This window comes from Parasulfuritortus cantonensis (genome assembly GCF_004337445.1).
GTDB lineage: Bacteria > Pseudomonadota > Gammaproteobacteria > Burkholderiales > Thiobacillaceae > Parasulfuritortus > Parasulfuritortus cantonensis.
Window position 1 is genome coordinate 1 of record NZ_SJZB01000043.1, and the last position, 14322, is coordinate 14322.

Annotated in this window: 15 protein-coding genes; all 15 read left to right on the forward strand. The window is 72.5% G+C overall.

The annotated features are described in order from the left end of the window. Positions 1–402, forward strand: a 402-nt coding sequence (locus tag EZJ19_RS12270) for a hypothetical protein (protein WP_206199420.1), incomplete at its 5' end; no start/stop codon positions are given. Next, positions 392–628 (forward strand): hypothetical protein, encoded by a 237-nt coding sequence (locus EZJ19_RS12275; protein WP_131448017.1) that lies wholly within the window; start codon positions 392–394, stop codon positions 626–628. The genes EZJ19_RS12270 and EZJ19_RS12275, both read left to right, overlap by 11 nt. Before the next feature lie 68 nt (positions 629–696). After that, on the forward strand, positions 697–1344 hold the full coding sequence (locus EZJ19_RS12280) for a hypothetical protein (RefSeq protein WP_131448018.1): 648 nt from the start codon (positions 697–699) through the stop codon (positions 1342–1344). After that, a complete protein-coding gene (locus EZJ19_RS12285) occupies positions 1344–1634 on the forward strand; it encodes a LysM peptidoglycan-binding domain-containing protein (protein ID WP_131448020.1) in 291 nt (96 codons plus the stop codon). Before EZJ19_RS12280 ends, EZJ19_RS12285 begins: the two co-directional genes overlap by 1 nt. A 7-nt stretch (positions 1635–1641) precedes the next feature. Beyond that, the gene (locus EZJ19_RS12290) at positions 1642–2799 is read left to right on the forward strand and encodes a phage late control D family protein (protein WP_131448022.1); all 1158 of its coding nucleotides are present in this window, start codon (positions 1642–1644) and stop codon (positions 2797–2799) included. Further along, complete coding sequence (locus tag EZJ19_RS12295; protein WP_131448024.1) at positions 2799–3620, forward strand: phage baseplate assembly protein V; 822 nt, start codon at positions 2799–2801, stop codon at positions 3618–3620. Before EZJ19_RS12290 ends, EZJ19_RS12295 begins: the two co-directional genes overlap by 1 nt. Next, positions 3617–3799: a hypothetical protein gene (locus EZJ19_RS12300; protein WP_131448026.1), complete on the forward strand. Its 183-nt coding sequence runs from the start codon at positions 3617–3619 to the stop codon at positions 3797–3799. The genes EZJ19_RS12295 and EZJ19_RS12300 overlap by 4 nt, the downstream gene beginning before the upstream one ends. Then, the gene (locus EZJ19_RS12305; RefSeq protein ID WP_131448028.1) at positions 3780–4166 is read left to right on the forward strand and encodes a GPW/gp25 family protein; all 387 of its coding nucleotides are present in this window, start codon (positions 3780–3782) and stop codon (positions 4164–4166) included. The genes EZJ19_RS12300 and EZJ19_RS12305 overlap by 20 nt, the downstream gene beginning before the upstream one ends. Further along, the gene (locus EZJ19_RS12310) at positions 4166–5377 is read left to right on the forward strand and encodes a baseplate J/gp47 family protein (RefSeq protein ID WP_131448030.1); all 1212 of its coding nucleotides are present in this window, start codon (positions 4166–4168) and stop codon (positions 5375–5377) included. The genes EZJ19_RS12305 and EZJ19_RS12310 overlap by 1 nt, the downstream gene beginning before the upstream one ends. Continuing rightward, positions 5374–8289: a baseplate J/gp47 family protein gene (locus tag EZJ19_RS16075; RefSeq protein ID WP_131448032.1), complete on the forward strand. Its 2916-nt coding sequence runs from the start codon at positions 5374–5376 to the stop codon at positions 8287–8289. Before EZJ19_RS12310 ends, EZJ19_RS16075 begins: the two co-directional genes overlap by 4 nt. After that, positions 8286–9920: a phage tail protein gene (locus EZJ19_RS16080; RefSeq protein WP_206199421.1), complete on the forward strand. Its 1635-nt coding sequence runs from the start codon at positions 8286–8288 to the stop codon at positions 9918–9920. Before EZJ19_RS16075 ends, EZJ19_RS16080 begins: the two co-directional genes overlap by 4 nt. Positions 9921–9931: 11 nt before the next feature. Further along, complete coding sequence (locus EZJ19_RS12325; RefSeq protein WP_131448034.1) at positions 9932–13051, forward strand: DUF6519 domain-containing protein; 3120 nt, start codon at positions 9932–9934, stop codon at positions 13049–13051. Between the two features lie 26 nt (positions 13052–13077). Next, entirely contained in the window at positions 13078–13530 is a 453-nt protein-coding gene (locus EZJ19_RS12330) for a hypothetical protein (protein WP_131448036.1), read from the forward strand. Positions 13531–13565: 35 nt separating this feature from the next. Further along, positions 13566–13895, forward strand: a complete 330-nt coding sequence (locus EZJ19_RS12335; protein ID WP_131448038.1) for a hypothetical protein — start codon at positions 13566–13568, stop codon at positions 13893–13895. Between the two features lie 32 nt (positions 13896–13927). Beyond that, the gene (locus tag EZJ19_RS12340; RefSeq protein WP_131448040.1) at positions 13928–14278 is read left to right on the forward strand and encodes a hypothetical protein; all 351 of its coding nucleotides are present in this window, start codon (positions 13928–13930) and stop codon (positions 14276–14278) included. Positions 14279–14322: the final 44 nt, after the last annotated feature.

Consider the following 14322-nt stretch of genomic DNA (forward strand, 5'->3'; position numbering starts at 1 on the left):
CGCATCGAGGCCCACGACGGCCCCTGCATCCTGACCACCAACCTGCGCAAGCAGCTCGATTCCGCCTTCACCCGGCGCTTCCAGATGGTCATCGAGTTCCCGCGCCCGGACGCCGGCAGCCGGGCCGAGCTGTGGCGCCGCCTGCTGCCGCCGCGCGCGCCGGTGGCGGCCGAGGTCGACCCGGCGTTCCTGGGCAACGCCATCGCCCTGACCGGCGGCGGCATCCGCAACGCCGCCCTGCACGCCGCCTACCTGGCGGCCGGCCGGGGCCAGGCGATCGGGCTCGGCCACATCGCCCACGCCGTGTACCGCGAACTGGCCAAGGAGGGCCGCGAGGTGGCCACCCAGGACCTCGGCCCGCTGGCCGCCCACCTGCCCCGGGAGTTGCTCGATGACGACTGAGATCGGCCGCCTGGCCATCACCCTGCCGGCCGGCTTCGAGGGCCGCGCCAAGCACATCGGCCGCCTGGTCGGGGAACACCTGGCCGACTGCGCCTTGCCGGCCGGCCGGCTCGCCCAGCTCGGCGTCGGCCCGGTCAGGGTCGACGCGCGCCGCTCCGACCGCGCCATCGCCGAACACATCGCCCAGTCGATCCGGGCCGCCATTACGCAAGGAGTCCGCTCATGAGCCGGAACCTTTCCAACCGTCGTGCCCACCCGCGCGGGCATGACGCCTGGGGACCGGAGGCCTGAACCATGCTCAACCCGGTCAAAGGCTTCCTGGTCGAATACGCCCTCGCCATCCCGCCCCTGGTCCTGGCCTTCGAGTTCAACCCGCAGGGCCTGAGCCGCAGCCGCAGCGTCACCCTCACCCTGGGCAACACCCCGGCCACCCGGGGCGGCTACGACTTCACCCTGCCGACCGAGACCGCCCGGGTCGCCCAAGGCGTCGCCGTGGAGCCGGAGAGCTTCGACGTCGAGATCCTGCTCGACGCCACCGACCGCATGAACGAGGACGACGCCCTGGCACGCAGCCTGGGCATCCAGCCCGAGCTGGACACCCTGCGCAGCATGGTCGAGCCGAAGACCCAGGGCCCGGGCGGCCTGCAGGTGCTCGCCAGCCTGGGCCAGGTCGGCACGCGCGCCTTCCAGCGCGCCCAGTCCGCCTCGGTGCTGCTGTTCGTCTGGGGCCAGCACGTCCTGCCGGTGTTCCTCAAGGGCATCGAGGTCGCCGAGTCGGCCCACCTGCCCGACCTCACCCCCTATCGCGCCACGGTCAAGCTGAGCCTGCAGGTGATCGAGGGCAACAACCCGTTCTACGAGGTCGAGAAGGTGCGCCAGACCGTCGGCGCCGCGCTCAACACCGGGCGCACCGTCGCCAGCGCACTGGGAGGGCTGTTCTGATGCTGCTCAAGGACTCGCGCTACAAGGACGCCCGCCGCTTCGAGGCCGACGAGCAGGGCAACGTGCCCTGCAAGGGCACCCGGCCGCGCGTCATCGGCGCCGCCGTCGGCGTCCTCGAACACGTCGTCCAGGAAGGCGACCGCCTCGACCTCCTGGCCCGCCACTACTACAGCGACGCCCGCCTGTGGTGGCGCATCCTGGACGCCAACCCGGACCTCGGCAGCGGCGTCGAGCTGGCGCTCGCGGCGCGCGTCGGCGAGGTCATCCTGATCCCCAAGGCGAAGGAATGAGGACGCCATGTTCCTGAACCTGTTCATGGAAAAGGAACGCGCCCCCGCCGAGGTGCTGATCACGGTGGACGGCCGCGAGATCGCCGACCTGTATCCCTTCCTGCTCGAAGTCGCGGTCGAGGCCGGACGCGCCGAGGCGGCCACCGCCACGCTCAGCCTCGAGACCCGGCGCGACGAACTGGGCCGCTGGACGGTGCAGGACGCCGACGTCCTCAAGCCCTGGGCGCGCATCGTCATCTCGGCGGCGTTCGGCAGCCGGGTCGAGGAGGTGATGCGCGGCTACATCCGCGAGGTGACTTTGGAGACCCCGCAGGACGCCGGCGCGGCCCAGGTCCGGGTGACCTGCCAGGACGACTCCATCCGCCTGGACCGCCAGCAGCACCGCGTCACCTGGGGCAGCGACGACCTGCCCTACAGCGACCGCATGATCCTGGACGAGGTGCTCGCCGGCTACGGCCTGGCCGCCGACGGCGACAGCGAGTCGGGCCAGGACGGCCTGGTCGGCCTGGCCCAGGACGACACCGACATCAAGTTCCTCAAGGCGCGTGCCGAGTTCAACGGCTACGAGCTGATCTTCCGCGCCGGCCAGGTCTACTTCGGTCCCATGCGCGTCTCCGCCGACCCGCAGGACACCCTGCTGGTGTACGCCGGCGCCGACAGCAACTGCCTGTCCCTGAACGTGCGCGCCGACGGCCACCAGGCCGACGCCGTGGCTTACGACGCCCCGGCCGAGAGCGGCGACGCCACCCGGCCCGAGACCGTCTACCCGGACCGCGACCAGGTACCCCTGCTCGGCACCCGGGAGGCGAACAGCCAGGCGGCCGGCCTGGAACCCTTCGTCTGGAAACTGTCCGGCCAGGCCGGCGCCAGCGCCGAGCGCCTGCGCGCCCTGGCCCAGATGAAGGCCAACGACCTCGACATGCACCGCGTCCAGGGCGAAGGCGAGCTGGACGGCAGCCTGTACGGCCACGTCCTCCAGGCCGGCCTGCCGGTACCGGTGGACGGCCTGGGCGAATGGCTGTCCGGCGTCTATTACGTCGACAGCGTCAGCCACAGCTTCACGCCGGCCGGCTACAAGCAGCGCTTCCGGCTCCTGCGCAACGCCTACGGTGACAACCTCGACAGCGTCGCCGGCCTGGCCGGCAAGCTGGCCGGAGTCATGTGATGGCCGACGACGAACTGCAACGGCAACTCGCCCAGACCCTGTCGCAGCGGCGCGCCTACGGCAAGTACCGCGGCTTCGTGGTCGACAACGCGGACCCGGACAAGCGCGCCCGGGTCAAGCTCTCGGTGCCCGCCCTGCTCGGCGAGGCGGTGACCGGCTGGGCCCTGCCCTGCCTGCCCTGCGGCGGCCTGGCCAACCAGGGCCTGTTCAGCGTCCCGGCCGTCGGGGCCCAGGTCTGGGTCGAGTTCGAAGGCGGCAACATGGACTTCCCGATCTGGACCGGCACCTTCTGGCAGCAAAGCGCCGACATCCCGGAAGAGGTCCAGGACCAGCCGACCAGCCAGGTCTGGCGCACCGGCAAGGGCCACGTCCTGGTCCTGGAGGACAAGGACGACGCCGAGACGGTGCGCCTAGCCCACGGCGCGGGGGCCCGGTTGGACATGGACCAGGACGGCAACGTCGAGCTGACCGACAACAACGGCGCCCGGCTGACCCTGAGCGCGGCCGACAACCAGGCCGTGCTGGAGGACGCCAACGGCAACGTGCTCACCCTATCCAGCCAGGGCGCGACCCTGGAGGACGGCAACGGCAACAAGATCGAGATGACCGCCAGCGGCGTGAAGGTGAGCACCAGCGCCACCGTCACCCTGGAAGGCAGCCAGGTGATGCTGGGCGGGGCCGGCGGCGAACCGGTCATCAAGGGCACCAGTTTCCTCACGCTGTTCGCCACCCACGTGCACCCGACCGGGGTCGGCCCGTCCGGCCCGCCGGTGCCGCAGGGCGAGATGAGCAGCCTGTCCAGCAAGGTGATGAGCGCATGAAGAAGAAGCTGATCAGACTCGACACGGGGATGCCCAGCCTGGGCGGCTGGCATTGGCTCGCGCTCGCCTTCCCGGGGCGGCTGCCGCTGCGCGGGCGCTCGTCCCCGCTCCTCCCGGCCACGGCGCCGGCACCCGTCCCGGGCCCGGCAAGGAACCGCGATGGCACGCCGACTGGTTGACCCCCCCTACCTGGCCTTCCCGTTCGCCGTCGCCGCCGGCCAGCCTGAACTGGCGAGCCGTTCCGAACACGTGCGCGACCAGATCGAGCAGGTCCTGTTCACCCTGCCGGGCGAGCGCGTGTTCCGGCCCGAGTTCGGCGCCGGCATCCAGGCCCTGGTGTTCGAGCCCAACGACACCCCGCTCTGGCAGATCACCAAGCGCCGCCTGCTCGCCTCCCTGGCCGAGGCCCTGCAGGGCGAGGTCGACCCCAAGAGCATCGAGGTGACGGTGAGCGGCGACGACGCCGAACTGACCATCGCCATCGCCTACACCCTGGCCGCCGTCGGCCACCGCGAAAGCCAGCTGTTCAGCCTGGGAGGCCTGTGATGGCCAAGGACCCCGAACTCACGCTGTCGTTCCAGGGCCAATGTCCGGACTGCGGCCGCCGCCAGGCCGACCTGCCGGCGCCGCTGCCGCGCCTGGGCGACGACTTCGACTGGGACCAGCGCGACTACGACGGTTTCCGCCTGGCCATGCTCCAGGAACTCGTGGCGCGCTTCCCGGAACGCCAGCGCTGGACGCCGGCCGACGTCGAGGTCGCCCTCGTCGAGGTGCTCGCCTACGCCCTCGACCAGCTTTCCGACGGCCTCGACCGGGCCGCCGCCGAGGCCTACCTGGACTCCGCCCGGCGGCCGCAGTCGCTGCGCCGGCTGCTCGGCCTGGTCGGCTACGACGTCGCCGGCCTGGCCAAGCGCACCCGCGCCCAGCCCTTCGACGGCCTCAGCGAAGCCGAGTCGCGCGCCCCGGTCACGGCGGCCGACCGGACCCGCTTCGACCACTGGTGGCTGGACCATCCGGAGAAGATGGACCAGGCCCGCCTGGACGGCCCGCGCGCCATCCACGACCAGCACCGCATGGTCACCCTGGCCGACTTCGAGGCCCGCCTGGGCGAACACCCGCTGGTCCTGCGCGCCCACGCCTGGGAACGCTGGGACGGCGCCTGGTCGACCGTGCACGTCGCCGTCATCCCCTGGCAGCCGGACGGCGGCGCCCACCTGGGCCTGGACGAGCCGGGCGATTACGACGAGGCAGTCTGGCTCGACACCGACCGCTTCCACGACGAGCGCGACCTCTACCTGCCCGACCCGGCCGACCATCCGACGGTGCGCGCCGTGCTCTACCCCTACCTGGAGGCCTACCGCATGGTCGGCCAGGAGGTGGTGCTCGAAGAGGCGGTCGAGGTCGGCGTGGTCATGGCCCTGTCGGTGCAGATCGACGCCGACTACTTCCAGTCCGAGGTCCGCCACGCCGTCGAGTCGGCGCTCGGCAAGGGCCCGGGCGGCTTCTTCGCGCCCGGCCGCCTGCGTTTCGGCGAGGACCTCTGGGCGAGCGACATCTACCAGACCCTGATGGCCCTGGACGGCGTCGACAACGTCTGCCTGAACCGCTTCAAGCGCCTGGGCGACCGCTACCCCGACCAGACCGCGGCCGGGCGCATCCCGCTCGACGGCCTCGAGGTCGCCATCTGCGACAACGACCCGGCCGAGCCCGAACGCGGCTACTACCGCCTCAACCTGCACGGCGGGAGGAAAGGATGACCGACCTGACGCGCTGGAACCGTGCCGGCCTGGCCCGCTTCGACTACCTGGACGGCAACGCCGCGCTGTTCCTGGAACGCCTGCGCGCCGGCCTGGCCGCGCAGTTCCCGGCCTGGCCGCCGGCCCAGGCCGCGCTGCCGGCCGGCGGCGAGACGGCCGAGCAGCGCCGGGCGCGCATCGAGGACCTCTACGCGACCGACCCGGACGACATGCTCTGGCAGCTCACGCGCCAGTTCGCGCGCGCCTGCCACGTCCTCGGCGGCCACTTGGACGCCTACGCCAACGAGGCCTACCTGGGCACCGCCAGCCAGTGGGACAACCTGCGCCGCCTGGTCGCCCTGCTCGACTACGCGCCGCGCCCGCCCGCCTCGGCCGGCACGCCGCTGGCCCTGTTCGTCAAGGCCGGCCTGGCCGGCAGCGTGGCGGCCGGCCTGCAGGTCAAGTACAGCCCGGCCAAGGGCTCGCCGGTGGTGTTCGAGACCCTGGCCGACCTGGACGCCGACAGCGCCTGCAACACCCTGTACGCGCGCGACCGCCTGCGCAACCCGCAGGCGCTCAGTGGCGACGGCCACAGCCTGGTCCTGGCCGGCCGCCTGGACAAGCTCAAGAGCGGCGAGCCGGTGGTCCTGGAGGACGAGCGCAGCGGCGCCCTGTCCGCCCACCAGGTCCAGGGCATCCTGCTCGGCGACGAAACCACCACCCTGACCGTCACCCCGCCGGTCCCGGCCGGCTACGCCAAGGGCTGGACCCGGGTGCACGGCCAGGCCCGGGAGAAGCTCGCCCCGCTCGGCCCCGCGACGACCGGCGTCGACGCGGTCGGCCACGCCCTGCAGCTGGCCGTGCCGGCCGCCGGCCTGGCCGCCGGCGACATCGTCGTGATCGCCTCCGGCGACGACAAGCCCTACTACCGGCGCATCAAGTCCGCCGCCGGCCAGCGCCTGGTCTTCCATCGCCCGGTCGGGCAACTGACCCTGACCGGCGCCACCGTGGCACGCGCGCTGACCGTGCCGCTGTCCGACCTCCGGGAGCCGCCCGACGGCCGGACCACCGAGACCCCGCCCGGCAGCGTGCTCGACGTCGTCTACGCGGCCGGCGACTGGTCGCGCCTGGCCGGCCTCTGGCTGGCCGACATCCGCACCGTGGCCGGGCGCGAGTACCTGCCGATGTACCGCTGCCTGCACGCCAAGTACGTGCCGGTGACCAACACCCGGATCGCCGCCGACGAGCGGCCAGGCTACACCGCCCTGACCCTGACCTGGCACCCGGACAGCGACGACGTGCCCGGCACGGCCGACCTGCGCCTGGCCAACCCGCAGGCCCTGCTGGCGCCGCCACCGACGCCCGGCGCCTGGCCGGTGGACCGCTTCCTGAACAAGAGCGCCGACGGCCACCTGGTGCGCGAACTGGTCACCGAGGCCGGCAAGCAGACCGGCGCCGGCGACCTCGCCGTGCTGGCCAAGGGCAACCAGCTGGCCTGGGCCCGGCTCGCCACGGTCGCCCTCGACCTGGAACACGGCGAGGCCACCCTGGGCGCCGCCGGGACCTGGCAGGACCGCGGCGGCGGCCCGTTCTTCCTGGCCGCGAGCCGGCTCTACAGCCACTTCGCCCTGGTCGCCCGGGCCCTCGGCTGGCAGGACAACGCCACCCCCCTGAACGGCCGCCGGGTCGTCCCGGAAAGCCTGCCCGCCGGCCTCAAGGCCGGCCGCGCCGTGCTCGCCGGCAACGGCACGGCGACGCGCGAGACCGTGCTCGCCAGGCTCGCCCCGGACCGTTCCTGGTTCGACCTCGGCGACGACCTGCCGGCCGGCACCACCTGCGGCAACCTGCGCATCCACGCCAACGTGGTCGCCGCCGGCCACGGCGAGAGCCGGCCGGCACGCGTGCTGGGCAGCGGCGACGGCACCTTGAGCAACCAGCGTTTCACCCTCGCCGTGGCCGACCTCGCCTACGTCGCCGACGCCGGCATGAGCGCCGGGGTGCGCGCCGCCCTGGCCGTGACGGTGGCCGGCGAGACCTGGACCCAGGTCGCCAGCCTGAAGGATTCCGGCCCCAGCGCTGCCCACTACCAGGTGCGCGTCGACCAGGACGGCCACGCCGAGGTCCAGTTCGGCGACGGCCGCCACGGCCGCCGCCTGCCGAGCGGCGGCAACAACGTCCGGGTGGCCTTCCGCCAGGGTGCCGGCGCGGCCGGCAACCTGGCCGCCGGCAGCTTCGCCAAGCCGGCCAAGCCGCATTCCCTGGTCGAGACGGTGGCCCAGCCGATCGCCGCCAGCGGCGGCGCCGACCGCGAGGCCAACGCCGACCTGCGCGTCGAGGCGCCGGCCACCCTGCTCGCCCTCGACCGCGCCGTCTCCCTGGCCGACTACGCCAAGCTGGCGCGCGGCCACGCCAGCGTCTGGCAGGCCCGGGCGTTCCGGCGCCCGCCCGGCCTGGGCCAGCGCGAACGCATCGAGGTGGTGGTCATGGCGGCCGGCGGCGGCACCCTTTCGGCCCCGCTCAAGCAGGACCTGCGCGACTACCTGGCGGCGCGCGCCCAGCCCGGCGTGGCGCTGGCGGTGACCGACTACCAGCGGCTCGGCTTCCGCCTCGCCGTGACCCTGCGCGTGCGCAGCGACGCCTACGATGTCCAGGCGGTCAGGGAGGCGGTCGCGGACGCGCTCGCGGCGGCCTTTTCCGAACAGGTCCGGCAACTCGGCCAGGTCCTCTACCGGGGCGAGGTCTACCAGGTGGTGGACGGCGTCGCCGGGGTCGAGAACAGCGACTGCGCCATCGCCCTGTCGGCCGCGCCGGCCGGCGCGACGCCCGCCCGCGTCGCCCAGGTCGACGGCGCCGCCCTGACCGCGACGCCCGGCGCCGGCCAGTGCCTGGTCCTCGACCAGGCCGACATCCTCGTCAAGGAATACGGACTATGAGCCCGGACTACGCCGCCCGCCTGCTCGAATGGCTGCCCGCGCGCTGGCGCGAGGAAGACAGCTCGGGCGACCTGAAGCGCCTGCTCGCCGTGTACGGCGAACTGCTCGACGCCCTGCACGCCACCGTCGAGCAGCGCCGGGCCGACAGCTTCCCGGACCTGGACCCGGACGGCGAGCATTGCCAGGCCTGGCTGCTGCCCTACTTCGCCCAGTTGCTCGACGTCAGCCTGGTGTCGCCCGACGAGGCCGGGCGCCGGGCCGAGCTGGCCGACGCCGTGGCCTGGCGCCAGCGCAAGGGGACCCGGCGCGCCATCGAGGCCATCGCCGAGGCGGTCGGCCAGTTCGAGGTCGAGATCCAGGAAGGCTGGAAGCGGGTCGCCATCACGCCGCGCGTCGACCGCGCCCTGCTGCCCGAGGCGGCCTACGGCGAGGCGGCCATCGCGGAGCCCGCGACGCCGGCCCTGCGTGCTCGCCACCCCGGCCTGCCGGCCGCCACGCTCGACCTGCGCTACTGCTCGCGCGCGGTGCAATGCGACACCGGCAACTCGGGCGCCCACACCACCACCTTCGCCGGCGCGCCGGTCACCTGGCGCCAGGTCAACCGCCATGGCCTGCCCTGCCAGGCGGACGGCTACCAGGACGTGTCCCGCCGCACCGCCGACCTGCGCACGCCGGACGGCCGCCGCGGCCACGCCCACCCGCGCCGGGTCCTGCTGCATCTGGCGCCGCCGGACGGCTTCTTCGCGCCGGCGCCGGCGAGCCGGGACTGGAGCGGCCTGGCCGGCGCCGTCGCGGCCGCGCTGGCGACCGACCTGGGCAGCGACAGCGACCGGCTGTGGCAGGACGGCGACGTCGAATTCGAACTCCGGCGCGGCACCTGGCAGGGCGCCGAGCGGCCCCGGCTCACCCTGCGTGCCCTGACCCCGGCGCCCCTGCGCCTGACCGGCGTGGTCCAGCTCGCCGAGGCGGCCGTGTACCGGTTCGAGAACTTCTGGTTCGACGACCGCCTGGAGGTCGGCAACGGTGCCGTCGAGCTGGCCGGCTGCGCGCTGCGCCGGGTGCAGGTCGCCGGCGCCGCCGCCGACGCCCCGGTGCTCGCCGCCCGGGCCTGCCTGTTCGGTGAGCTCGCAGCCGCGGCCGGCCGGGTGCGCCTGGAGTACGCCACCGTGCTCGACAGCCTGGTCGCCGCCGAGCTGGAGGCGAGCGACAGCATCCTGCTGCCGCCCCTGCGCGCCGACGGCGTCGGCGACGACGTCCCGGCCGCCGGCTGCATCCGCTACAGCCGCCTGTTCTACATCCCGGCCGACGAGGAACTGGCCGGCACGCCCTGGCGCTCGGACGGCCACATCGCCGACCTGCGCTGCTACGGCGCCAGCTGCAGCACGGCCGTACCGCTGTTCTGGAACACCGCCTTCGGCAGCCCGGGCTGCGCCGTCCTGCACCCGGACTGCGACCCGGCCATCCAGGCCGGCGCCGAGGACGGCGGCGAGATGGGTGCCTGCCACGACTACCGCCACGTCCTGCGCCGGCGCGCCGTGCTCGACAAGCTCCAGGAATTCCTGCCGGTGGGCATGGAGGCCGTGCTGGTCGCCGATTCCGGCCTGGCCTGCCCGCCGCCGGTCGCCATCTAACGGGGAACACCATGAAAAGCCAAATCTCCCGCGCCACCTTCGACCCCGAACGCCATTACTCCGGCGTCTACCTGCAACAGGGCCGGATGATCCTGGACGCCGACTGGAACGAGCTGACCGAGATCCAGAAGGCGGCCCTGGTCGCCGCCCTGCGCGACGCCATCTCCGGCAGCCTGGTCACGGACGGCGCCGTGCCGGGCGGCGCGCCGCGGGTCGGCGGCCTCGGCCTGGTCAACGTCGCCTCCTCCGGCAACCCGCCCGACATCCGCATCCGGCCCGGCCGGCTGTACGTCGAGGGCGTGCCGGCCGGCCTGGCCGGCGCCGCCCCGGTGCCGGTCGCCGGCCAGCCCGACTACCCCATCCAAGCCGACTACACGGCGGCCAAGGTGCGCCTCTACGCCGACGTATGGGAACGCACGGTCACCGCCTTGGAAGAGCCGGCCCTGCTCGACGCCGCCCTGCACGGCGCCGACACCGCGACGCGCAGCCAGACCATGCTGCAGGTGAAGTGGTGCACCTGGGACGCGACCGACCCGAGCCGTCAGACCGACCCCATGGACCCGGCCCAGAACCCGGCCATGGGCGACGCCCCGCTCAGCCTCAAGCTGAACCTGGTCGACAGCGCCGGCGATGCCTGCGACCCGTGCGCCAGCCAGGCCAAGGCCGACGAGCGCATCGGCAACTACCTGTTCCGGGTCGAGGTGCACGACTACGTCCCGCAGGGCCAATGGCTGACCCTGAAGTGGTCGCGCGACAACGGCGCCGAGGCCTGCGCCGTGGCCGCCATGCCGACCGGCTTCAACCAGGGCGAGTGGCTGTGGGAATTCTACGACGCCGACACCGAGCGCCTGCTCGGCAACCATTTCGCCGCCAACCCGAAGAAGCTGCGCGGCCTGATCAAGGCCACCTGCGAGGCCCCGACCGATGCCGACGAGCCGAAGACCTACGTGCGCCAGTGGGACGGCGCCATGCGCATCCGCCTGAGCGACGGCCAGCTCGACCCGGGTTTCCCGAACCAGGACCGCGGCGTCGAGCTGAAACCGGGCGCGGCCGCCAGCCAGGCGCCCGGGCGGGTCTATTTCGACGCCGGCGCGCTCGCCGTCAACCTGGAACGCCTGGAGCTGGCCCTGGCCTGCAAGGACCGCGCCTTCGTGCCCGGCGACTACTGGCTGGCGCCGGTGCGCGAGGCGGCCGACGCCAGCGGCGACTACGTCCTCGAGGAGGCGCCGCCGGCCGGCGTGCGCCACCACTACCTGTTCCTGGGCGAGATCGGCAAGGACACCAAGCTGGTCGCCGCCGACGATGCCATGCGCCGGCGCCTGGCCTTCCCGCCCCTGACCGACATCACCGCCCGCGACGTCGGCTTCAGCGACCAGTGCGTCGGCCTGTATGCCGGCGCCAAGAACGTCCAGGACGCCCTCGACATCCTGTGCGCGATCAGCGCCGAGGACATCGCCTACGGCCTGCCCAGTTGCGCCGGTAGCGCCGGCAACACGGTGCGGGGCCTCCTCAAGACCGCCTTCGACCCGGACGGCGACGGCAAGCTGACCGTGCGCGACGCCCTCGACACCCTGCTCTGCAAGCTCGATGGCGGCCACCTGCCCTACACCGTGCCGGCCTGCGGCAGTGCGGCCAGCGTCGCCGGCGGGCTCGGCCTGGCCGGGCCGACCAGCCTCGGCGCCGTGGTCGACAAACTGCTGTGCACGTTCAACGCCGGCCACCTACCCTTCGACAAGGACGACGACGGCCTCTGCAGCGACCTGCAATCGCCCTCGGTGACCACCGTGCAGGACGCCCTGCGCGTGCTCTGCGACAAGTCGGGCGGCTGTGCCGTCACGGTCACCTCGCCCGAGCAGTTGGGCATCCTGCTCGAGCAATTCGCCAAGTCGGACAAGCTCAGCGATCTCTGGCTGTGCCTGAAGGCCGGCAACTATGCCCTCGCCCAGCTGCCCGAGATCGCCGGCAAGCGCAGCCTGCGCATCAGCGGCGAAGGGCCGGAATCGGCGCGCATCACCTATGCCGGGGCCAAGCTGGCGGTCGAGGCCGACGAAGTGATCCTGGAGAACCTCACGCTCAGCTTCGGCACCGCCACCGGCCAGCTCGCCATCCAGGCGGCGACGGCGCGCGCCGCCGGCTGCCGGTTCGCGCGCACCAGTGGCAGCGCGGACGGCCCGGCCATGATCAGCGTGGCCGGCCAGGGCAGCGCCACCTGCGACCTGGCCTGGCGCGACAACGTCCTGTATGCCCAGATCAAGACCCTGGTCGCCAGTGCCGGCAAGAAATGGGCGGCGGCCGACGCGGTCGGCGATGCCGCCGTCAGCGAGGCCATCCTGGCCCTCGGCAAGGCCGAACTGCTCAACGACCCGAACGCCTACGACGCCGCCCTGGGCAAGGCGGCCAGCCTGATCGCCGGCATGTCCAAGACGGCGCGGACGAGCTGGAAGGGCAAGCTCGGCCAGACCACCGGGACGACGGTCCGGCTGGCCCGGACCAGCCCCGGCGCCTCGATGTCCGACCTGCTCGCCGGCAGCAAGATGAACGTCGCCGAGACCGCCGCGGCCCTCGACGACATGGTCGCGCAGTGGTTCAGCTACGCCCCCGACTGGGCCTTGCGCCTGGAAAACGCCAAGGTCGGCGGCGTCCTCGCCGGCAACACGGTAGACGGCTGGTTGCTGCTCGGCAACGGCGTCGCCGGCTACCGCAACCCGGATGCCGGCATCGTCGCCAGCAGCCTGACCGGCGACAACGTCAAGGCCGGCGGCAGCGAGTTGCGCATCGAGGGCAACCAGTTGAGCGCGGTCAAGGCCAACCTGGCCGCCGGCACCTTCGACACGGCACGCAAGCTGAGCAAGCAGGTGGACGGCTACGCCCGCCTGTTCCTGGTCGACAACAGCATCGCCGAGCCGCGCAACACGGTGGTCGCGGCCAGCTTCGTCGGCCAGGGCAACACCTGGTACCGGGCCGCCAAGGAGCAGGCCCCGGCCGGCTCGGTGATCGCCGACCGCGCCGCCTTCGTCGGCAACGTGCTCGAAGGTTATGCCGACAACGTGTCGCTCACCTGCACCCTGCATGCCGACCGCCGGAGCACGGTCGGCAACGTGCTGATCGACCTGGTCGTGCTGGCCAGCTGACGCCCGGACCGGAAAGGAGCCCCGCCATGACCCACCCCGCACACCGCCCGCGCATCGCCGCCCTGCTGCTCGCCGCCGGGCTCGCCCTGGCCGCGGCCGGCTGTTCCATACGCCTGGTCAGCAACTACGACGAGACCACCGACAAGGCGGTCAGCGCGTTGCAGAAGAAGACCGAAACCCACCTGGTCGCGCTGGAGGCCGCAGAGGGCCTGCCGGAGTGCCGCTACGACCACTACCCGGCCTTCTACAAGGAGGCCAAGGTCGACGTCAGCGCGATCGCCGTGCGCGCCGCCGCCATCCCGAACAACGAGCTGACCACGGAAGAGACGCAGCTGCTGGCCAGGAACTACGACGCCCTGGAGCAGTTGCACAAGATCGCCTGCCTGTCCAAGGACCAGATCGCCACCTTGCGCAGCCAGTTCAACACCTGTTTCACGGCGATCCTGAAGCTCGAACTCGCCAAGCGCCGGGGCGACTGATCCGGTGCCTACTGCGTAGCGATTAGGAGTCGACCATGAGCCTGAACAGCACCCAGTTGGGCAAGAACATCCTCGCGGCATTCAAGACCGTGTTCGCCAAGAAGTGGCCAGAGATCAAGGAGTACGGCCAGGCCGAGGCCAAGAAACTGGCCCAGACCCTGGTCATGATCGAGGCCCTCAAGGCGGCCGGCAAGATCAACGAGGAACAGGCCCGCCTGCATCTGGAGATCCAGAAGAACGCCACCCGCACCGTCATGCTGACCCTGGAAGGGCTGGGCATCCTGGCCGTCGAGGCCGCCCTGAACGCCGGCCTGGCGACCATCAAGGACGCCGTCAACACGGCGGTCGGCTTCACCCTGGTGTGACGACCGGAACCCGACCGCGCAAAGGAGACCCCATGGAACAGGAAAGCATCCGCTCGGCGATCACTCTGGCCAACCGCATCGTCAACAGTCCGGAGTTGAGCGACCGGGTGAAGAACAACCTGAGCGTCGAACTGCCCCGGATCGCCGAGCAGGTGGTCAGCGAGCTGCCACCGAAGCCGCTCGACAGCGACCCCTGGATATACCGGATCGTGGTCCTCGCCCTCGGCGGTACCGTGCTGATCGTGGTCGCCGGCGCGGTCGCCCTCGCCGCCGCCCACAGCGGTACCGGCGACGTCAAGATTCCGGAGGTGCTCACCGCCATCGGCTCGGCCGCCGTCGGCGCCCTGGCCGGCCTGCTGGCACCTTCGCCCGGCCGGACCTGACCCCCGTGGCGACCACCCCGCCCACCTGACCGACCCGTCCGGGA